Here is an 18662-nt window from a genome sequence, read left to right as displayed (position 1 = left end):
GGACCTCCAGCACAACCCACCCGATCGCAGCACGGTGCCCCCAACAGCCATACCATTTGAACGGTCAAATTGGCGGAATGGCGGAGAGATTTTTCGAGTGAAGCAAGGCGCGATGCTAGCGGGCTACCTGAGCTGTGTGCAAAAATGGTATGACTACCTCCGTGGCAACCAACGCGAAGCCGCCACCTTGAACCCACTGGATGGCTCCACCGCGAACTTCTCATCCGCTTCCGCTCGGATCTGACTTCCGTCTTTCTGCAGGAAAAGCAAATGCAACGGCACCCGCCCAGGATACTCGCTCACCACGTCCTTCACGTCGGCCAACTCCTTCGCCAACGGCTTGCGGCAGTCCACCACCAGCGTCACCACGCCATCGAGCTCGTAGGAATGCTCGCGCGGACTCACCGCCGATACCTTCTCCACACTCAACTTGCGCCCGCCAGAGCGCTCGTCAGGCAACACCAACGCGTCGATCTTGATCACACCCCCAGCCACCAACAACTCGGAGCACCTGTCGTAGGTCTTACCAAACACCCCCACCTCTTGAGATCCGGAGTAATCCTCCACGGTCAAGATGGCGAACGGCTTGTTGTTGTTCTTTGAGAACCTCGTCATCACCCCCTGGATGAACGCCACAAACGAGTACGGATGCTTCTCATCCTTGTGCCCCTTCGGCCGGTCTTTCCACGGGCCGCGATACACGTCGCTCATGACCAAATGGTCGATATCACCAAGCAAGGAATGGTCTCCAGACGAGAAATGCCCGCGGTAATCGTCCAGCGGGTGACCACTGACGTAGAACCCGAGCAACTCACGCTCAAAGTCGAGCATCTCTTTGCGCGTCCACTCCGGTTCTGTGTTCTGATCATCATCCGCCGGCTTCGGTGGCGCCGCCGCAGACGACAGCTCCAACGCGTCAAACAACGACACCTGACCGCTCGCACGGTCTTTGTGCACCGCCGAAGCCCCAGCCAACACCGTCGAAATCTTGCCAAACAGCTTCCACCGCGGCTCGCCCGTCCAATCGAACGCACCCGCACGCACCAAGCTCTCAAGCAGCTTCCGGTTCACCGCTTTGGCATCCACGCGCGATGCAAAATCCTCCATCGACTTGAACTCACCGTTCTTGTCGCGCTCTTGGATCATCAACGCCACGGCACCCTCACCCACGTTCTTGATCGCCGACAACCCGTAACGAATCGCATCCGCATCCTCGATCGGACCACCGGTCGTGTTTTCCGGAGCAAACTTGGAAAGCGACTTGTTGATATCAGGCGGCAGAATCTGAATGTTCATCGCCATGCACTCGGCGACGAAGAACGAGATCTTCTCGGTGTTGTTGATCTCGTTGGACATCACGCCCGACATGAACTCCACCGGATAGTTCGCCTTCAGGAACGCGGTGCGGTAACTGATCAAGCCATACGCAGCGGAGTGCGATTTGTTGAAACCGTAACCCGCGAACTTCTCCAACAAGTCGAAGATATCGTTGGCCTGCTTTGCCGGAATGTTGTTCACCCGGGCCGCGCCCTCGACGAACTTTTTCCGCTGGGCCACCATCTCGGAGAGCTTCTTCTTACCCATCGCACGACGCAACAAGTCAGCCTCACCCAGCGAGTATCCCGCCAACAGGTTGGCCGCCTTCTGCACCTGCTCCTGATAGATCAAAATACCGAAGGTTTCCTCACTCACCTCCTCGAGCAGCGGGTGCATGTACTCCACTTTCTCGATCCCTTTCTTACGATCGATGAAGCTCGGAATCAGGTCCATCGGCCCCGGTCGGTACAGGGCCAACAATGCGATAATGTCCTCGATTCGGTCCACCCCCAGGTTCACACAGGTCGCAGCCATACCACCGGATTCCAACTGGAACACAGCCTTGGTCTCACCCCGCTGCAGCAACTCGTAGGTCTTCTTATCATCGAACGGCTGCGCGTTAATATCGAAGTCCGGCGTGTGACGACGCACCCAGTTCACCGCGTCCTGAATCACCGTGAGTGTCTTCAGCCCGAGGAAGTCCATCTTGAGCAAGCCGATCTCAGTGATCGCGCCCATGTCCGCCTGGGTCACCACTTCCCCCTCGTTACCACGGGTCAGCGCCACGAAGTTGTCGATGTCGGTGTCACAGATCACCACACCCGCCGCGTGGATACCGGTACCGCGGGTCAAACCTTCAAGGAAGGTCGCGTGACGCCACAACTCCTGCACCCGCCCATCGTTCTCAATCAACGCTGCCAACTCGGCATTAGTCTCGCGCGCCTTGGAAAGCGTCATCCCCAACTCGGCAGGGATCATCTTCGCCACCTGGTCCGATTCACCAAACGACCACCCCATCACACGTCCCACGTCGCGGATCACACTCTTGGCACCCATGGTACCGAAGGTGATGATGTGGGAAACCGCACGCTCACCGTACTTCTCACGCACATACTGGATCACCTCCGGACGCCGCGTCTGACAGAAGTCGATATCGACGTCGGGCGGACTGTTACGTTCCGGGTTCAGGAATCGTTCGAAAATCAACCCGAAGCGGATCGGACAAAGATCGGTAATCCCCAGCGCATAAGCCACCAACGAGCCCGCCGCGGATCCACGGCCAGGTCCCAACGGAATATCCTGACGCCGCGACCAGTCCATGAAGTCACGCACAATAAGGAAGTACGACACGAAGCCCATCTTCTCCATCACGCCGATCTCGTAGTCCAATCGCTCGATCAACTCCTGGTCGGTCGTCGCACGCTCCTCGCCATAACGCCACACCAATCCCTCGTGACACAGCTTGCGGAAGTACTGGTTGCGGTCACCTCCATCCGGCGACTCCACCACCGGATACTTGGCAATACTCGCCGAGTCCAAGTGCATCTCGTAGTTGCAACGCTCGGCAATCTCCAGGGTCACATCGCAGGCCTCCGGATGGTCGGCAAACAACTCGCGCATCTCGGCCCCCGTCTTGAAATACACCTCCTCGGAGTAGTGCATCCGGTTCTCATCAATCACCCGCGCCCCGGTGCCGATGCAAATCATCACATCGTGCGCCTCATGGTCGGAGCGATCCAGGAAATGCACGTCGTTCGCCGCCACTGTGCGAAGCCCAAACTCCTTGGCGAACTCAACCAACTGGGCATTGCACTTGATCTGCGCCTCCATCCCGTGGTTGTGCATCTCAAGGAAGAAGTTCTCCTTGCCGAAGATGTCGATGAAATCGCGGATGCTCTGGCGCGCCAGATCCAGCTGGTCGTCCTGGATGTGCTGGTTGATCTCACCCACAATGCAGCCACTGAGACAGATCAGGCCCTCGGAATACTTACGCAGCGCGTCTTTGTCGATCCGCGGCTTGTAGTAAAAGCCATCCAAATGCGCCATCGAGACCAACTTGGTCAGGTTCTGATACCCCGTCTCGTTCTCCACCAACAGCGTCAAATGCGACGCGATCTTCTGCCCCGGCAAGCGCTTCTTGTCGTGCATACTGCCCGGCGCCAGATACATCTCACAGCCAAAGATCGGCTTGATCCCCGCCTTCTTCGCTTTGAGGAAAAAGTTCACCGCGCCAAACAAGTTTCCGTGGTCGGTCATCGCCACCGCAGGCATCCCCAGCTTGGCCGCACGCTCGACCAGATCTCCAATCCGCACCGCTCCATCCAGCGTCGAATACTCCGTATGCAGGTGCAAATGGACAAAATCGCCGTCGCGGTTTGCTGGTTTTGTCGTGGTCTGCGTTGTCTCGTCTGCTCCGGATTCGGCCATAGGGCGGCCACCATACCCGATGCCCCCGCCCCCCGAAAGTTGAGAGTTCCCGAATCGAAAAAAAGTCCCAGGCTCGCCTCTCACTCCGTCTCAGCGCCACCATGGATTGGCACCAGAGATCGGAAAATCTCACCCCAACCGTTCGATCACCGCCAGCCACTCCTCGCCAACCCGTTGTGGAAACGTAGCCTCCAACAGCCCCAACCTCCGCACACGGAACCCGTGCTCCGGCGAAAACAAAGACACCAACTCGTGGATCTCCGTGTTGTGAGGCGGCCCGCCGCCCGGACCCTCCACCATCGTCAGAAAGAAGACGCCAACCAACTTCCCTCCCGGCTTGATCAAGCGGGCCATGGCATCTCGATAGCCAGCCCTTAACGATGGGTCGATCGCACAAAAGCACGTGTGCTCCCACACCAAATCAACCGCGCCCGCCCAGTCGTCACCCAAATCGAACAAGTCCCCCACGCGAGCCGACGCATTCACCGGCAAATCCACCACCCGCTCGACAGCCGCCGGCGCAATGTCGATCCCCGTCACCTCGCCACCCGGCAACGCTTCGGCAAGCGACACCAAATCGTGGCCACGCCCACACCCCGGCACCAATACCCGCCCACGCCACCTCGCCCGACGCCGCATCCCCGCCAAACACGGGTGTGGCGCATTCTGATCCCACGGCATACTGCCATCCCGATATCGTGCATCCCAATCCATTGTGGCGCCCATCCTACCCCGCCCCAAGATCCACCGCAGTCCAAATCTCCCGAATTCCTCACTTCCCCCCAGCTTCCAGACTTCCAGACTTCCAGACTTCCAGACTTCCAGACTTCCAGACTTCCAGACTTCCAGACTTCCAGACTTCCAGACTTCCAGACTTCCAGACTTCCCATCCCCCGCCCACATCTGGCACCTTGGCCACCATCCTCCTGCTACCATGAACCAGCGACTCGCCCTCAACATCGTGCTCACTCTGGCTGTCCTCGCCAGCATCGGCTACATCATATCCACTATCGTCGAACGTCGCCCCGCCTATCTCGACGCCGGCGAACGCCCAACACCCACAGAAACCGCCGAGCCCGATCCCAACGAGAGAATCGACTCGCAATACACCGTGATCGAAAAGGCAAACTGCTCGCTCGAATCCCTGGAGACGTGGAAAGGAGATCACATCACAGTCAAGGAAGACGGCAAGATCTATCATTTGGCACTCTATTTCGTGGAATGCCCACCAGGCGAACTCACCGACCGCACACGCACGAAAATCACAGCGCTCCACGATTACTTTGGCTCGCCCCCGATGGACGAAATGCTCGCCATGAGCAATGCGGCACGCGACTTCACCCTGAAGACCCTGCAGGAAAACAACTTCCGCATCATCACCCGATTCCAACCCACCGGCGACCCCAACAACCGGCGCTTCGCCTTCGTTCAAGTCGACGACCAAGCCGCCAACAAACGTCGTTACCTCTCCGCAATGCTCGTTCGCGAAGGGCTCGCAGCCATCACCGGCAAGGCATCGCACACTCCGTTCGGCCGCAACCAACGCAAGTATCTGGAATTCCTCACTGACGAACGAAGCGCCGCCCAACAAGAACTTCTCGGCATTTGGAAAATCAGCCGCCTCGCCCAACAAGCCGCCAAACAACGCGAAGCCCAAGATTAGCGGACTAACGAAATGATATAGATAGCGCTAACTCAAGCCCAAGCGCCGCCAACCCCTCGCTGAAGGCGAGCCTCATAACAGCCTGGGGTCAGCGAGCATCAGGCGAGCGCCACCCCAGGTAAAAGGGAGTGATTTACCCGGCCGAGCCAATGACGCGGCCGAAGCCCAAAGCAATCCCGATGGCCGCGCCCGACACGACTGCCCCTCTCAAGTCATACCAATCAAACGGTCAATTTGGCGGAATGGCGGAGAGCTTTTTCGAATAAGGCAAGGCGCAAACCGCGATGCTAGTGGGCAACTTGAGCGGTGATAAACGCGGCATCACTCAAAATGCCCCCGCCAAGATCACTTCCTTCATCCCTGACCCACTCATTCAATTCCCATCGGTTACTCCAAGATGACCGTTTAAATGGTATCGCAATACCTCCCGACCTTCTTCCACAGCCGCCCACCAAGGACCACCGCGGCAATCGTCAGCCCGGCAGCCAGCCCCCACCACACGCCAACCGCCCCGAGCGATGTGTGGAATGCCAGCACGTACGCCAATGGGATCGCCGCCAGCCAGTACCCAGCGAACCCGTAAAGCGCCGGCACCCGCACGTCTTCAATTCCCCGCAACATCGCCAGCGACGCCACTTGCAGGCCGTCTACCACTTGGAAAAGCCCGGCAACCCCGAGCAACGCCGCCGCCAGCACAATTACATCAGGTTCCTCTAGGAACATCGCAGCCAGCGGCTCGCCAAAGCACAAGAAGACCACCGCACTGAACAACGCGAAGCCTACCGACATCCCCCACCCCGCACGCACAATCCGGCGCATTCTCGGACCATCTTCCGCCCCGTAAGCCTCGCCTATCCGCACCGTCAGCGCCATCGACAACCCCAGCGGAACCATGAACGCCGTCGCCACACACGTGATCGCCACTTGATGCGCAGCCAACGCGATTGCACCAAACTTGCCAATCAACAACCCGGAAGCTGAAAACGCTCCAACCTCGGCCACCGTCTGCAACGACGCCGGCACACCAAGCTTCAACTGCTGCCGGATTTCACCAAAATCCGGAACCCTCAACCACCGACGCGGCACCCAGTCGTGCAACACCTTGGATCGCGTCAACCAAACCACCATCGCCACAAACATCAAAATGCGGGCGATCAATGTCGCGATGCCCGCCCCTTCAAGCCCCAGAGCAGGTGCTCCCAGATTGCCATAGATCAACACCCAGTTGAGCCCGATGTTCAGCACGATCGCCGCAAACGAAATCCAGAACGACGGCCAGGGTCGGTCCATCGCGTCGCCATGGTTCTTCAGCGCGATACTCATCAGCGCCGGAACCGCCGACGCCATAATTAACAAATAGTAACTAGGCGTGCGCGTCACGACGGCTTCAGGCTGCCCGAACCACCCGAGAAACGGCACCAAACCCAAGCCAACGAGCAAAAACAACAAAATCCCCGTCGCCGCGCCAAGGTACAAGCCATTGCGACACACCGCCCTCCCCTTGGCCCGGTCACCGGCACCCCGAGCCACCGAGGTCCGCACCGCAACACAGGTCAGCATTCCGATCCCAAACACAAACGGCACGTGGAAAATCAACGTCGCAAACGTCAACGCAGCCAACTCCACCACGCCGAGCTTGGCCACCATCAACGTGTCTGCCACGCCAAGCAGCATCTGCCCGACCTGCCCAATCACGAGCGGCCCAGCGAGCGATAAAATTTTCTTGGCCTCGGACACACCCAACCATCGCCGCCCGCCAATCAAGCGCAACCCAAAGCACACCCATAGATTCCCGGCAGCTTCCGCTCCCCCACCTCCCCGTTAGCCCCATCCTGCGCCAACTGAGAGTGCACCAAACACTCACCAATCCCCGCTCCTAAGGGAGACAGCGCCTCATCATCGCATTTGATGCCTGGCATCAAATTGACCAGTCCCAGATGCCTCGGCGATCTCGACCACCTGCCTGATCAACCCGCAACACCCCTCATCCTGCGCCACCTCGCACGCGCCCAATAAACGCGCAGCCCTCCATTTTTCAGCATCCGCCGCCCACAAGCCACTTTGATGCCTGGCATCAAATACGTTGCCGAACAGCGACCTACCCCATCGAGGGAGCGGGTGCGTTAATCAAAAATCACCGTCCGGTTGCCGTGCACGAATACCCGATCGTCAAAAACCAACCGCAGCGCACGCGCCAACACAATCTTCTCCACATTTCGCCCGGACTGGATCATATCCCCCAGACCGTGACTGTGCCGCACCGACACCACATCCTGCGCGATGATCGGCCCGGCATCCAAATCCCCCGTCACAAAATGCGCGGTGGCCCCAATGATCTTCACTCCCCGCTTGTACGCCTGATGGTAGGGCTTCGCCCCGATAAACGCCGGCAAGAACGAGTGGTGAATGTTAATGATACGATGCTTGTAGTGATCAATGAAGCCCTGCCCGACAATCCGCATGTACTTAGCGAACACAAGAAACTCCACCTGATAGCCATCCAACGCATCCAGCACGGCAGCATCATGCTCGGCATGGCTCAACCCATCGCTGGGAACATGCACGAACGGATGCCCAAACCGCTCAACCAACGGCCGAAGCGTCTCGTGGTTCCCCACGACACAGGCAATCTCAGCATTGAGCTCACCACTGAAATCACGCACCAACAGATCGCCAACGCAATGTGCCTCTTTGGTAACGAGTATCGCAATGCGGCGTTTCTGCCGCGGCCGCACATGAACCGTAGTCGACGCATCGTCGACCACATCGGCGACAGCCTTAGCAACCGCAACATCGTCCGCTGCCCCCGTAAATGCAGTACGCAAAAAGAAGCGCCCGGTCGGAGCATCAACGAACTCTTCCTGCTCGATCACGTTCAACCCCTGCGCAGCCAACACTCCGGTCACGCGGTGAATGATTCCCGTGGCGTCAGCACACTGGACACGCAACACGCGAACCGTCGGAGTAGTGTCAGCAGTCATTTGATCGAGATCAGCGATGATTACTCGGCCGCTGAGGGATTGACGCGGTCCGCCAGCATCAAATCCGCCACAGTCGCTTCCACGTCATCGGCACGCATCAAGGTTTCACCCACCAACACGGCATCAGCGCCCCAACTGTGAACATCTTCACAATCCTTGCGGGTCTTGATTCCACTCTCGCTCACTAACAAGACGCTCGAATCCATAAGCTCGGACAAGCGCTTGGTCGTCTCAAGACTCACCGTGAAAGTCTTCAGGTCGCGGTTGTTCACCCCAATGATACGAGCATCCGTCTCCAACGCCCGCTCCAACTCTTCCTCATTGTGCACCTCCACCAACACATCAAGCTGGTAGGTGTGGGCGACATCAAGCAAGTGCACCAACTCATCCTGGGTCAGCGCCGCGACGATGAGCAAAATCGCATCAGCCCCCGCCACCACCGCCTCGAAAATCTGCGCCTCATGGATGATGAAGTCCTTCCGCAGAACCGGAATATCCACGGCATCGGCAACCTGCGTCATAAATTGCAGATTCCCTTTGAAATATTTTTCATCGGTCAGCACCGACACCGCACTGGCCCCCGCTTCGGCGTACTTCACTGCCTGTGCAACGGGGTCAATGTCCAACGCAATATCTCCCGCTGAAGGCGATGCCTTCTTAACCTCGGCGATCATTCCAAGTCCCTGACCGTGACCCGAAAGCGCATCGTAGAGAGAGCGGAAGTCATTGCGAGCAAGAGCCGCTGCACGCAGCTTGTCGGCACGGGCAACTGTGCCCTCAATCTCGCTCCGTTTGTGGTCGATAATTTCGCGTAATTTGTCCATGATTTCGCCGCCTATTTACACGCGCCCCACGTTTTCCTCAACATTTCCTCAAATTATTTGTTGCACGCCTTCCGAATCCGGCTACCTATATCGCCGTGAACGGGACGCGCAGCAAGCGCCGAACGCCTCACAAAAAATCGCACAAAGCGTGCGGGTGTAGCTCAGTGGTAGAGCGCGACCTTGCCAAGGTCGATGTCGACGGTTCGAATCCGTTCACCCGCTCCACTTTCAAAACAAAAAGGCCGCTCATAACAGAGCGGCCTTTTTTTATTCTCCCGCCTTTTGAAATACGGAAGCACCAGGCTCAGCCCGACTCTCAAGGATCGGCCAGAAAGCCTCGATCAGATAAAAATGAAACCTTTTCCATTTTTATCTAATCAAACTCCTAACGACACCGTTTATCACATAGCGGACGCCCTCGCGCTTATGTTGCGGCGCCAAGCTCCGTTAGCCGTTAGTTAGACTGGGGTTGTTCTGACTAACGGCGTTTTTTTGCCCTGACCCAATTCGCTGGCCCGCTTAGCCCCACGCCTCCTTTATCAGGTTCTTCAACGTGAAGTGCCCGTCATCTCGCAACCTGCCACCACCGTCAGGCGCCCGCATCGGACTCGCCAACGTCCGCCGCCTTTCTGAAAAGCTCCCGGAATGACGACGCAGCGCATTCTCCACGAACCCCTTCGTCCCAATCACCAAGCTATCGCTGAAGTACCGAGTTCGTCGCAATAAGTACCTCATCACACCAGGCTTGCGTGCCTCATCCTCTACGAAACGAGACTTCCCTTCGCGCTCCATCACACAATCCAGCGCATCCCGGTAGAGCTTGCGCGCCGTCCCGTCACCTCGCTCCCAACTGTCCACTGCACAGTGCACCGCCTTGCAGATCCCTCGGCGCGCCCGGCGACTCCCACCAGCTTCAGCTTCCGCCCATCCACACCAGCGATAGTTCACCGGATCGTCTACAAGCCCGGCCCTCACTGGGTTCAGGTCAATATACAGCGCCACACTACGCATCGCCGCATCGCTGCCAATCAACACACTCTTGAATCGCTCCATCCACAGCGTGCCTTTGCGATCATGCCGACGATTGTACCAACGGGTAAACCTGACCTTCACCTCATTCACAAAGCGTGACACATCGCACATCCGCGCCAGCAACCGCTCGATAATCTCTTGTCTCGCCCTCTCCTCTCCCCGCTTGCGCAGCGTCTGCAGCTGGCTCTCCAGGATCTGCACCGCATCGAGCGAGTACAAACACGAGATATGCTTCAGCAGCAATTTTTCTCCGCCAGGTTGCCTGAACTTCTCCAACGTCTTCTCCGCGTCCGGCACCACGGCCAACACGTGGAAATGGTTTCCCATCACCGCGTACGTCACCACCTTCACCATCGAAAAGCGCGCCATCTTCCAGATCAGCTTTCTCAGAGCCTCCTTTTCCACATCATCGAAGAACACATCCCCGCCCACGGTGCGACTCATCACATGGTAACAAGCATCACGCCCCTTCTCCCCGAGAATCCGCTTCCGTTTGCGCTGCATACTCACCACTTTTCCATCCGCCCCCTCGCGCAAATCCCACCATCCTGCGCCAACTTTCGCCGCGGTCTTCGCCTCAACACCAACCAACGCCCTACGCAAATCATCGCCCATCCCACCGGACTTCGCTGTCGTTTTCATACCAACTATTACGTCGCTAGGTGATGCGCGGCCACATTTGATGGCTGGCATCAAAATGTATCGGGAGATCGGTGAGTTGCTGCCAACCTTGACAATGATCGACGCGGTGTGCGATGGATGATGAGCACATGGTCCGCCAACTCACAGTTTCGATCTTTGTGATCATCATGACATTCTTCGTCGTGATGAAGGGATCGGTGCTGGGCTACTGCAGCTGCGTGGAAACCTTCTTTTTGGGAGACTGCGAGTGTGCAGAAGAAGTCGCGGCCCATGCTTGCTGCCAAGATTCTTCCTGCGGGATCAACACAGCCGCAGACGAGCGCCCCGCTCCCTGTGACCACTGCACGGATGAACTTGCGATCGACGTCAGCGACTTCATCGCACCTGCCTCGGAGGGGCTGACATTGGCCGCACCGCTTGAGCTCTCCGATTGGAATGTGATCCACTTGGTGCCTGCACTCGCGCACCTCGTGAACCGACCAGCATACGGTCCGTCACCGCCTCCTCGGATTTACCGCGCCCCGATTTTCTTGAGACACTCCGCGTTGCTGATGTAGCCGTCAGAGCTACCACCCCCAGCCTCTTCACAGGCTGGTTTTCAGTGCCTGCGCCGGCCCTATTGCGCCGCGCCATCAGCCCTCCGCATTGGCCCCATCGGGCCAACGAATTACGCCCTTCAGGCATTTCGCATCGCTTCACTCATACCGTCTGAGTACTCCTACGTCCTCTCATGACCTTCGGCCCTCAGGCTTCACTGTGCCCTCTATGTCTCTAGAAAAACTAACCCAATCCGCAGATCCCGGCAAAAGCAGCGCCCCGCCCCGCCGCACCCGCTCGTGGGCCTGGCTGCTCCCCGGCGGACTGCTGCTTGGCTTCCTGTCCATCATCGCCCTGCTCTTCGGCTCTCGATTACTACCGGCGACAGAAGTCACCACCGCTCCCGTCGTGACCGTACGCCTCGGGCAACAAGATGCAGCGAACGCTGCCAACACCTCAGGGTCCATCAACAAACAGCTCCTATTCCAAGCCTCAGGATGGGTGGAACCCGACCCGTATGTCACCTACGTCCCAGTTCTGGTAAACGGAGTAATCGATGAGGTCTTCGTTCTAGACGGGGATGCCGTCAAAGAGGGGCAAGTGCTAGCCACCTTGATCTCCGACGATGCCAAGCTCGATCTGACCCAGGCGACTCAGCAAATTGAAAGCCAAAAGGCTCGCATCGAAGCCCACTGCATCGGACTGGACATCCTGAATGCGGAACTCAACGCAGCACAGAAGAACAAGGAGGCCAACGAAACTCTCTTGGCCGAAGCCCAGGACAACCTGAAGCGCCTGCGCACCGTACGTAGCGGTGCGGTTTCCGAGCAGAGCATCTTCCAAGCCGAGTTGGTCGTGAAGCGGCAGGAAGCGCAGCTGGCGGAAGTCAGCGCCGAGATTCCGCGGTTGCGGGCAAAGGTCGCGCAACTCAATGCCGAGCGCAAAATGATGGACTCAACCTTGACCGAGCTTGAGACGGCTCGAGCCCGGGCCCAACTGGCGCTCGACCGCACGCAGATCAAAGCCCCCATGGACGGCATCGTGCTACGACGTCACGCGACGCCCGGCAAAAAGCGGCTCCTCGCCGCGGACGACCCTCTCTCCGCGGTGGTGGTCGAGCTTTACGATCCCACCAAACTCCAAGCCAGGATCGACGTGCCGCTCAACGAAGCCGCAGGATTACGCATCGGCCAGCCAGTGGAGCTCACCTGCGAGCTACTTCCCGACCAACTCCTCACCGGCACCGTAACCAGCATCGCCGGAGAAGCCGACCTTCAGCGCAATACGCTACAAGCCAAAGTCGCCATCGACTCCCCCGACCCACGCATCCGCCCCGAGACCTTGGTGCGCGGCAAGTTCTTCACCGGAGGCACCGCCAGCGCCCCGCTCGACAACAACACCTCCACCCGTCTAGCCCTCTACGTTCCAGAACAGGCACTGGTCAACGAGTCGTCGGTCTGGGTTGTCTCGCCCGAGCGCACCGCCGAACTACGCCCACTCACCCTCGGCAACGACACCCGCGACGGTCACCGCCGCGTGATCAAGGGCATCCGCTCGGGAGAACAAATAATCCTCCCGCCTCACGACGACCTCGAGCCCGGCAGCCGCGTCAAAAGCGCCTCACTTCGTTAATCTCCAACACCTTCTCGCCATGGATCCCTTCATTTCCATTCACTCCCTGACCAAATCCTACACCAAAGGAAAGAGCCACATCACTCCACTGGAGAACCTCTCGCTCGACGTACCACGCGGCGAATTTCTCGCTCTGATGGGCCCATCAGGGTCTGGCAAAACCACTCTGCTCAACCTGATCGCCGGCATCGACTCCCCCAGCCGGGGTGAACTGGTCATCGACGGCAGGGACATCGCCAATTTGTCCCGCGCCGAGCTCACCCGCTGGCGAGCCACCCACGTCGGCTACATTTTCCAGCTCTACCACCTGGTGCCCATCCTTTCCGCCTACGAGAACGTCGAGCTCCCGCTACTGCTCGGCAATTTCACCAAAGCTCAGCGGAAGGAAAAAATCGAAGCCGCGCTCGAACTCGTAGACTTGGCCGACCGCGCACACCACCGCCCATCCGAACTCTCAGGCGGCCAGGAACAACGCGTCGCCATCGCCCGCGCCATCGTCCACGACCCCGGACTCCTCGTAGCGGACGAACCCACAGGCGACCTCGACCGGGAAGCCGCGGACTCCATCCTTTCGCTCCTCGATTCTCTCGCCAACGACCACGGCAAGACCATCGTCATGGTCACCCACGATCCCAAGGCCGCCGCAGCAGCCCACCGCACGCTCCACCTGGAAAAAGGTCAACTGATCGAGGCTGCCGAGGCTCAAGCTCACTAACCCCAGATCGCTATGAAGCTGCTATCGCTCGCATTCAAAAACCTGACCCGCCATCGTCTGCGCTCCACGCTAACGATCCTCGGCGTCGCGGCCGGCATGTTTCTCTATGCCTCGGTGCAAACCATGCAACAGTCGCTCGAAGTCGCGACCCGGAGCAACGCAGACGACACCACCCTCGTCGTTTACCGCGAAAACCGGTTCTGCCCGTCGACCTCGCGCCTGCCAGAGCATTACCAGACCACGATCGAACAAATCGAAGGCGTCCGCAGCGTGATCCCAATCCAGATCGCAGTAAACAACTGTGGCGCGTCCCTCGACGTCATCACCTTCCGCGGAGTACCTCCAGCAACCCTCAAATCATACAACCCAGGCATCGTCGTGGTGTCCGGATCCTACGAGGAGTTCACCAAGCGCAGCGACGCCGCACTGGTTGGCGAGCATTTCGCCCAGCGCCGCGGACTCACGCCGGGAAGTAAGTTCGAAGCAGTCGGAGTCAACGTTCACGTCGCCGGCATCATCCGCTCCGATTCGCCACAAGACAACAACGTCGCCTACGTCCACTTACCGTTCCTACAGCAAGCCTCCCGCGTCGGGCTCGGAGTGGTCACTCAGTTCAACGTACGCGTAAACTCTGCCGACCAGCTCGACTCCGTGGCGGCCAAGATCGACGAAACCTTCAAGTCCGACCAGCAGCCAACCCACACCCGTCCCGAAAAGGCATTCTTCGCCGAGACAGCAAAGGAAATGATCGAACTGATCGGCTTCACCCGATGGCTCGGTCTCGGTGCCGTCTGTGCGGTCCTCGGGCTCGTCGCCAACTCAGTGCTGCTCATCGTCCGGGGACGGGTCAAAGAGACTGCCATCCTTCAGACCATCGGCTACTCCCGCGCGGCCATCGCGCTCATCGTCATCAGCGAAGGGCTGCTGCTCGGACTCATCGGAGGAGTGCTCGGCATCACATCGGCCACCGGATTCTTCCATTTCAAGTCCTTCACGCTGGGCAACGAGGGGCTGACTCTTGCGATCTCGCCCACAGCTGGCGTGATGGCCACCGGCCTACTCGTCTCGCTGGCTCTGGGACTACTCGCCTCGCTCTACCCGGCATGGAAAGCCACGTCGCAGCCACTGACGCACTCACTCAATGCGGCATGACCCTCACTTTCCCATTCACCCCATGACTCTTCTCCCCTTTACCTACGCACTGCGAAACTTGTTCCGCGACCCCACGCGCTTGGCGCAAACGGTTGGAGGATCGGCAATCGTCGTTCTACTGCTGGTCGCGGCCGTTGCCCTCACTCAGGGAATGGACTCGGTGTTATCCGCATCAGGATCTCCAAAAAACGTAATCCTGCTCAGCAAAGGCTCCGAGGAATCCGTCGAACGTTCCGAGGTTCATCTCGAGGCGGAATCCAGCGCCGCCACCTCGGTCGCCGGGCTCGAAGAACAACTCGGAGTCACCGCCGCCTCAGGAGAAATCACCTACATGGCGCCGATCCGTACCGCCACCGATCACGAAAGCCAGGCTCTGCTGCGCGGAGTTAACGAAAAGGCCCTACTGGTACATCGCTCAGTCCGCTTGATCGACGGCCGCTTCCCCGGCCCCGGAGAGGTCATGGTCGGCAAGCTCGCCCACCGCAAACTCGGCGTCGAATCTCACGCCACGGGCCTCGGCGAGACTCTCTACTTCGGTCGATCGCCCGTCGCCGTCGTCGGCATCTTCGAAGCCCCGGGCACCGTCCTTGAATCGGAAATCTGGTTCGACCGCAACGACCTCGCCTCCCTCACCCAGCGCGACACCCTCTCGTCGGTCACCCTCCGCCTCGACGACGCCGAATTCGATGACGTCCAGGTTTTCACCCTCCAGCGCAACGACCTGGAACTGGCAGCCATCCGCGAGTCCGACTACTACGGCAAACTCGGCGTTTTCTACCAACCGATCAAAATCATGACCTGGGTTACTGCCGCTTTGGTAGCCACAGGAGCCATCTTCGGCGGGCTCAACACCCTGTACGCGGCCTTTGCCTCCAGGATACGCGAGATGGCCACGCTCCAATCGATCGGATTCACCCGTGGTGCGCTCATGGTTTCGCTCGTTCAGGAATCGCTGCTCGCCACTCTGACCGGGACCTTGCTAGCTTTTGTCGCTGCGTACTTCCTGCTCGACGGCGTGACCGTTCCATTTTCAATTGGCACCTTCACCCTCAACCTCACACCATCGGTGATCGCGACCGGCCTCATTACCGGCGTGCTCCTCGGCACACTTGGCACCTTGCCCCCGGCAATCCGCTGCCTCTCTCCCTCGCTTCCAAAAGCACTCAGATCCTCCTAAAATCAGTAGAAAATAACACCTATGAAATACACACCCATCCTCGTCGCTCTCTGCTCCACCTTCGCCTTCACCTCGTGTGGAGAAAAGGCCACCAACGAGAGCTCCACGCCAGCCAACGCTGCCAGCTCGATCACAGTCGAATCCATCATTGCCTCAACCGCACCCGCTGATGCCATTGCCATCGCCAAGGCGCAGGATTCCGTGCAACCCGGCGATGAAGTCACCGTCTCAGGCAAGGTCATGGGCCGCAAAGACCCATTTGTTGATGGACGAGCCATGCTGGTTCTTGGCGACCCCAACGAAATCACATCCTGCGACATGATCGAAGGCGACGGCTGCCCAACCCCATGGGACGTCTGCTGCGACGACCCGGAAACCATCAAACAGTCCGTCGCAACCATCCAGGTAGTCGACGCTGAAGGCAAGCTCCTCAAGCAAGGCATCAAGGGCGTCGGCGGGATCAAAGAACTGAGCCAACTCACCGTGACCGGCGTCGTCGCCGAGGGATCCAACGGCGACAACCTCATCATCAACGCCAGCTCGATCTACGTGCAGCCATAAGCGCCACGAAATCAGATCAAAAAGAAACCCACAGGCTCCGCGGAACCTGTGGGTTTTTCATTGAGTATAAAATGTAGCCCAACCGTTAGACGGTGACCGACTCTTTCCACGCAGGCATCTGCATGATCTCGCCGAGAATCTTGTGCGCAACCTCTACCGGCTGGCGCGTCGCATCGATCTCACACACGCGGTCGCCAGCGTAAAAATCGAGCACAGGCTTGGTCTCCGCTTCGTACGTGCGGATGCGTTTTTCAATCACCTCATCGCTGGCATCGTCGAGGCGATTGTCCTTCAGCGCACGTTTGCGCAGGCGCTTGGCGAGCTCCTCGCGGTTAGGGCACGACAAGTGGAACACCTTCACCACATCGATGTACGCTTCCATGATGCGCGCTTGCTCGACATTGCGTGGGATTCCGTCGAGCACCAGGAAGTCGATGTCCGGCTTATAAGCGTGGCTGTCCACCCGGCTTTCCAGCGCGGCGTGCCACAACTCAACCGTCACCGAATCCGGCACCAGTTGCCCTTTAGAGGAATACTTCACGAACTCCTGACCAATCTTGGTCCGGGTGTCGAGTTGGCGAAACACATCACCACAAGCCATGTGGTAGAAACGCGGGATCTGGCCAATGATCACCCCCTGGGTACCCTTGCCGCTCCCCGGAGCGCCAAAGATCAAAATGCTCTTATGCTTGCCATGTGAATGAGCTGCAGCTGTCACGGTCTGAAATAAATAGTCGTTGGTTGAATATAGGTTACGTGGCCGGAGGGGGCACCCGACCGAAAACTGCTCCAGTCCCGAAGCTTAGCCGACGCGCACCGAGCGCTTCTTGTCGAGCTTGATCACGTCACCAGCCTTCAGCTCAGGCTCGGCTTTCGGATCGGTTACCTTTTCGCCGTTGATTTGAATCGACCCCTGCTGGATCAATCGGCGCACATCCGAGTTCGAGCGCTTGGCATCGTAGGCATTCTGATAGGCAGCCGCCACCACCGCGATCAGATCCTTGCGGTCCGCCGGCGGCGTGAACTCAGGCCAATCAGAGGCATCGACGTCTTTCTTTGAAAAGCGCGCCTCAAACGCAGCCAAAGCCGCATCGCCATCCGCATCGCTGTGGTAACGCGAGACAATCCGCTTCGCCAGCTGCTTCTTAGCGTCCATCGGGTGGATCTCCGGCACGTCCTCACCAAGCAACAAGGTGTAGTAGCGCGACATCAACTCGTCCGAAACACTCATCAACTTGCCGAACATGTCATCAGGCGCATCGTTCACCGCGACGTAGTTGTTCAAGCTCTTGGACATCTTCTTCACGCCGTCCAAGCCTTCGAGAATTGGTACCAGCATGACAACCTGTTGCGACATGCCCTGCTCTTTCTGCAAATCGCGGCCCACGAGGATGTTGAACAACTGATCAGTCCCGCCGATCTCGACATCCGCACGCACCACCACCGAGTCCCAGCCCTGCATGATCGGGTACTGCATCTCGTGCAAACGCACTTCCTGCCCCTTTTCCACGCGGGTGCGGAAGTCCTCACGCTGCAGCATCTGTTGCATCGTCACCTTCGAGTTCAACTCAAGCACCTCGTGGTAGCTCATCTTGCCGAACCAGTCACCGTTGAACACAACCTCGGTCGACTCCTTATCGAGAATCTTAAACGCCTGATCAGTGTAGGTCTTCGCGTTCTCCAACACCTGCTCACGCGTCAGCGGCGGACGCGTCGCGGAGCGGCCGGATGGATCACCAATCGTCGCGGTGAAGTCACCAATGATCAAAACCACCTGATGCCCAAGCTCCTGGAACTGACGCAGCTTCTCAAATGCCACCGTGTGACCAAGGTGAATATCCGGGGCGGTCGGGTCCACTCCGAGTTTGACGCGCAATGGGCGCCCTTCCTCGAGTTTGGCCTTCAGGTTGTCTACACTGATGACCTTGGCGGTTCCGCGGGTGAGTAGTTCGAGTTGTTCTGCAGCGTTCATGACGGGAGATGCACAATTTGCCCACCAATT

Annotated in this window: 16 protein-coding genes and 1 tRNA gene; 8 read left to right on the top strand and 9 right to left on the bottom strand. The window is 58.6% G+C overall.

Going from position 1 to position 18662, the window contains the following annotated elements; genetic code table 11:
• Nucleotides 1–153 precede the first annotated feature (153 nt).
• From dnaE to G3M56_RS03180, 3 genes are all read right to left on the bottom strand, one after another.
• Nucleotides 154–3744, bottom strand: coding sequence for a DNA polymerase III subunit alpha (gene dnaE / locus G3M56_RS03190; protein ID WP_164363238.1), 3591 nt, complete (start codon nucleotides 3742–3744; stop codon nucleotides 154–156).
• Nucleotides 3745–3873: 129 nt separating this feature from the next.
• Complete coding sequence (locus G3M56_RS03185; protein ID WP_268840014.1) at nucleotides 3874–4458, bottom strand: methyltransferase domain-containing protein; 585 nt, start codon at nucleotides 4456–4458, stop codon at nucleotides 3874–3876.
• A 58-nt stretch (nucleotides 4459–4516) separates the two neighbouring features.
• Nucleotides 4517–4654 carry a hypothetical protein gene (locus G3M56_RS03180; protein ID WP_235203563.1) on the bottom strand — a complete coding sequence of 46 codons (138 nt, stop codon included), beginning with the start codon at nucleotides 4652–4654 and terminating at the stop codon, nucleotides 4517–4519.
• Between the two features lie 24 nt (nucleotides 4655–4678).
• Here G3M56_RS03180 and G3M56_RS03175 point away from each other — a divergent pair, with 24 nt between their 5' ends.
• Entirely contained in the window at nucleotides 4679–5407 is a 729-nt protein-coding gene (locus G3M56_RS03175; protein WP_164363234.1) for a thermonuclease family protein, read from the top strand.
• A 405-nt stretch (nucleotides 5408–5812) separates the two neighbouring features.
• Here G3M56_RS03175 and G3M56_RS03170 read toward each other — a convergent pair whose 3' ends face one another.
• From G3M56_RS03170 to trpC, 3 genes are all read right to left on the bottom strand, one after another.
• Entirely contained in the window at nucleotides 5813–7102 is a 1290-nt protein-coding gene (locus G3M56_RS03170; RefSeq protein ID WP_268840013.1) for an MATE family efflux transporter, read from the bottom strand.
• Between the two features lie 428 nt (nucleotides 7103–7530).
• On the bottom strand, nucleotides 7531–8388 hold the full coding sequence (gene purU, locus G3M56_RS03165) for a formyltetrahydrofolate deformylase (protein WP_164363231.1): 858 nt from the start codon (nucleotides 8386–8388) through the stop codon (nucleotides 7531–7533).
• A gap of 20 nt (nucleotides 8389–8408) precedes the next feature.
• On the bottom strand, nucleotides 8409–9212 hold the full coding sequence (gene trpC, locus G3M56_RS03160; RefSeq protein WP_164363230.1) for an indole-3-glycerol phosphate synthase TrpC: 804 nt from the start codon (nucleotides 9210–9212) through the stop codon (nucleotides 8409–8411).
• A gap of 150 nt (nucleotides 9213–9362) precedes the next feature.
• On the opposite strand from trpC, the gene G3M56_RS03155 reads away from it, so the two are divergent.
• Nucleotides 9363–9437, top strand: a tRNA-Gly gene (locus G3M56_RS03155).
• 294 nt (nucleotides 9438–9731) lie between these two features.
• Here the strand turns inward: G3M56_RS03155 and G3M56_RS03150 are convergent.
• Nucleotides 9732–10886 (bottom strand): transposase, encoded by a 1155-nt coding sequence (locus G3M56_RS03150; RefSeq protein ID WP_164363229.1) that lies wholly within the window; start codon nucleotides 10884–10886, stop codon nucleotides 9732–9734.
• A gap of 113 nt (nucleotides 10887–10999) precedes the next feature.
• On the opposite strand from G3M56_RS03150, the gene G3M56_RS03145 reads away from it, so the two are divergent.
• The 6 genes from G3M56_RS03145 (at nucleotide 11000) to G3M56_RS03120 (ending at nucleotide 16660) form a co-directional block, all read left to right on the top strand.
• The gene (locus tag G3M56_RS03145; RefSeq protein WP_235203562.1) at nucleotides 11000–11443 is read left to right on the top strand and encodes a hypothetical protein; all 444 of its coding nucleotides are present in this window, start codon (nucleotides 11000–11002) and stop codon (nucleotides 11441–11443) included.
• A gap of 208 nt (nucleotides 11444–11651) precedes the next feature.
• The gene (locus tag G3M56_RS03140; RefSeq protein ID WP_164363227.1) at nucleotides 11652–13055 is read left to right on the top strand and encodes an efflux RND transporter periplasmic adaptor subunit; all 1404 of its coding nucleotides are present in this window, start codon (nucleotides 11652–11654) and stop codon (nucleotides 13053–13055) included.
• A 19-nt stretch (nucleotides 13056–13074) separates the two neighbouring features.
• Nucleotides 13075–13770, top strand: coding sequence for an ABC transporter ATP-binding protein (locus G3M56_RS03135; RefSeq protein WP_164363226.1), 696 nt, complete (start codon nucleotides 13075–13077; stop codon nucleotides 13768–13770).
• Nucleotides 13771–13782: 12 nt separating this feature from the next.
• On the top strand, nucleotides 13783–14922 hold the full coding sequence (locus G3M56_RS03130) for an ABC transporter permease (RefSeq protein ID WP_164363225.1): 1140 nt from the start codon (nucleotides 13783–13785) through the stop codon (nucleotides 14920–14922).
• Nucleotides 14923–14944: 22 nt separating this feature from the next.
• Nucleotides 14945–16099 (top strand): ABC transporter permease, encoded by a 1155-nt coding sequence (locus tag G3M56_RS03125; protein ID WP_164363224.1) that lies wholly within the window; start codon nucleotides 14945–14947, stop codon nucleotides 16097–16099.
• A 21-nt stretch (nucleotides 16100–16120) separates the two neighbouring features.
• Nucleotides 16121–16660 carry a hypothetical protein gene (locus G3M56_RS03120; RefSeq protein WP_164363223.1) on the top strand — a complete coding sequence of 180 codons (540 nt, stop codon included), beginning with the start codon at nucleotides 16121–16123 and terminating at the stop codon, nucleotides 16658–16660.
• Between the two features lie 85 nt (nucleotides 16661–16745).
• Here G3M56_RS03120 and G3M56_RS03115 read toward each other — a convergent pair whose 3' ends face one another.
• Both G3M56_RS03115 and tyrS read right to left on the bottom strand, forming a co-directional pair.
• Nucleotides 16746–17378 (bottom strand): adenylate kinase family protein, encoded by a 633-nt coding sequence (locus G3M56_RS03115; RefSeq protein WP_164363222.1) that lies wholly within the window; start codon nucleotides 17376–17378, stop codon nucleotides 16746–16748.
• An 84-nt stretch (nucleotides 17379–17462) separates the two neighbouring features.
• Nucleotides 17463–18632, bottom strand: coding sequence for a tyrosine--tRNA ligase (tyrS, locus tag G3M56_RS03110; protein ID WP_164363221.1), 1170 nt, complete (start codon nucleotides 18630–18632; stop codon nucleotides 17463–17465).
• Nucleotides 18633–18662 lie beyond the last annotated feature (30 nt).

Source organism: Sulfuriroseicoccus oceanibius, assembly GCF_010681825.2.
Taxonomy (GTDB): domain Bacteria; phylum Verrucomicrobiota; class Verrucomicrobiia; order Verrucomicrobiales; family SLCJ01; genus Sulfuriroseicoccus; species Sulfuriroseicoccus oceanibius.
The sequence above is the reverse complement of the archived record's forward strand: the minus strand, read 5'-3'. Positions and strand labels throughout refer to the sequence as shown.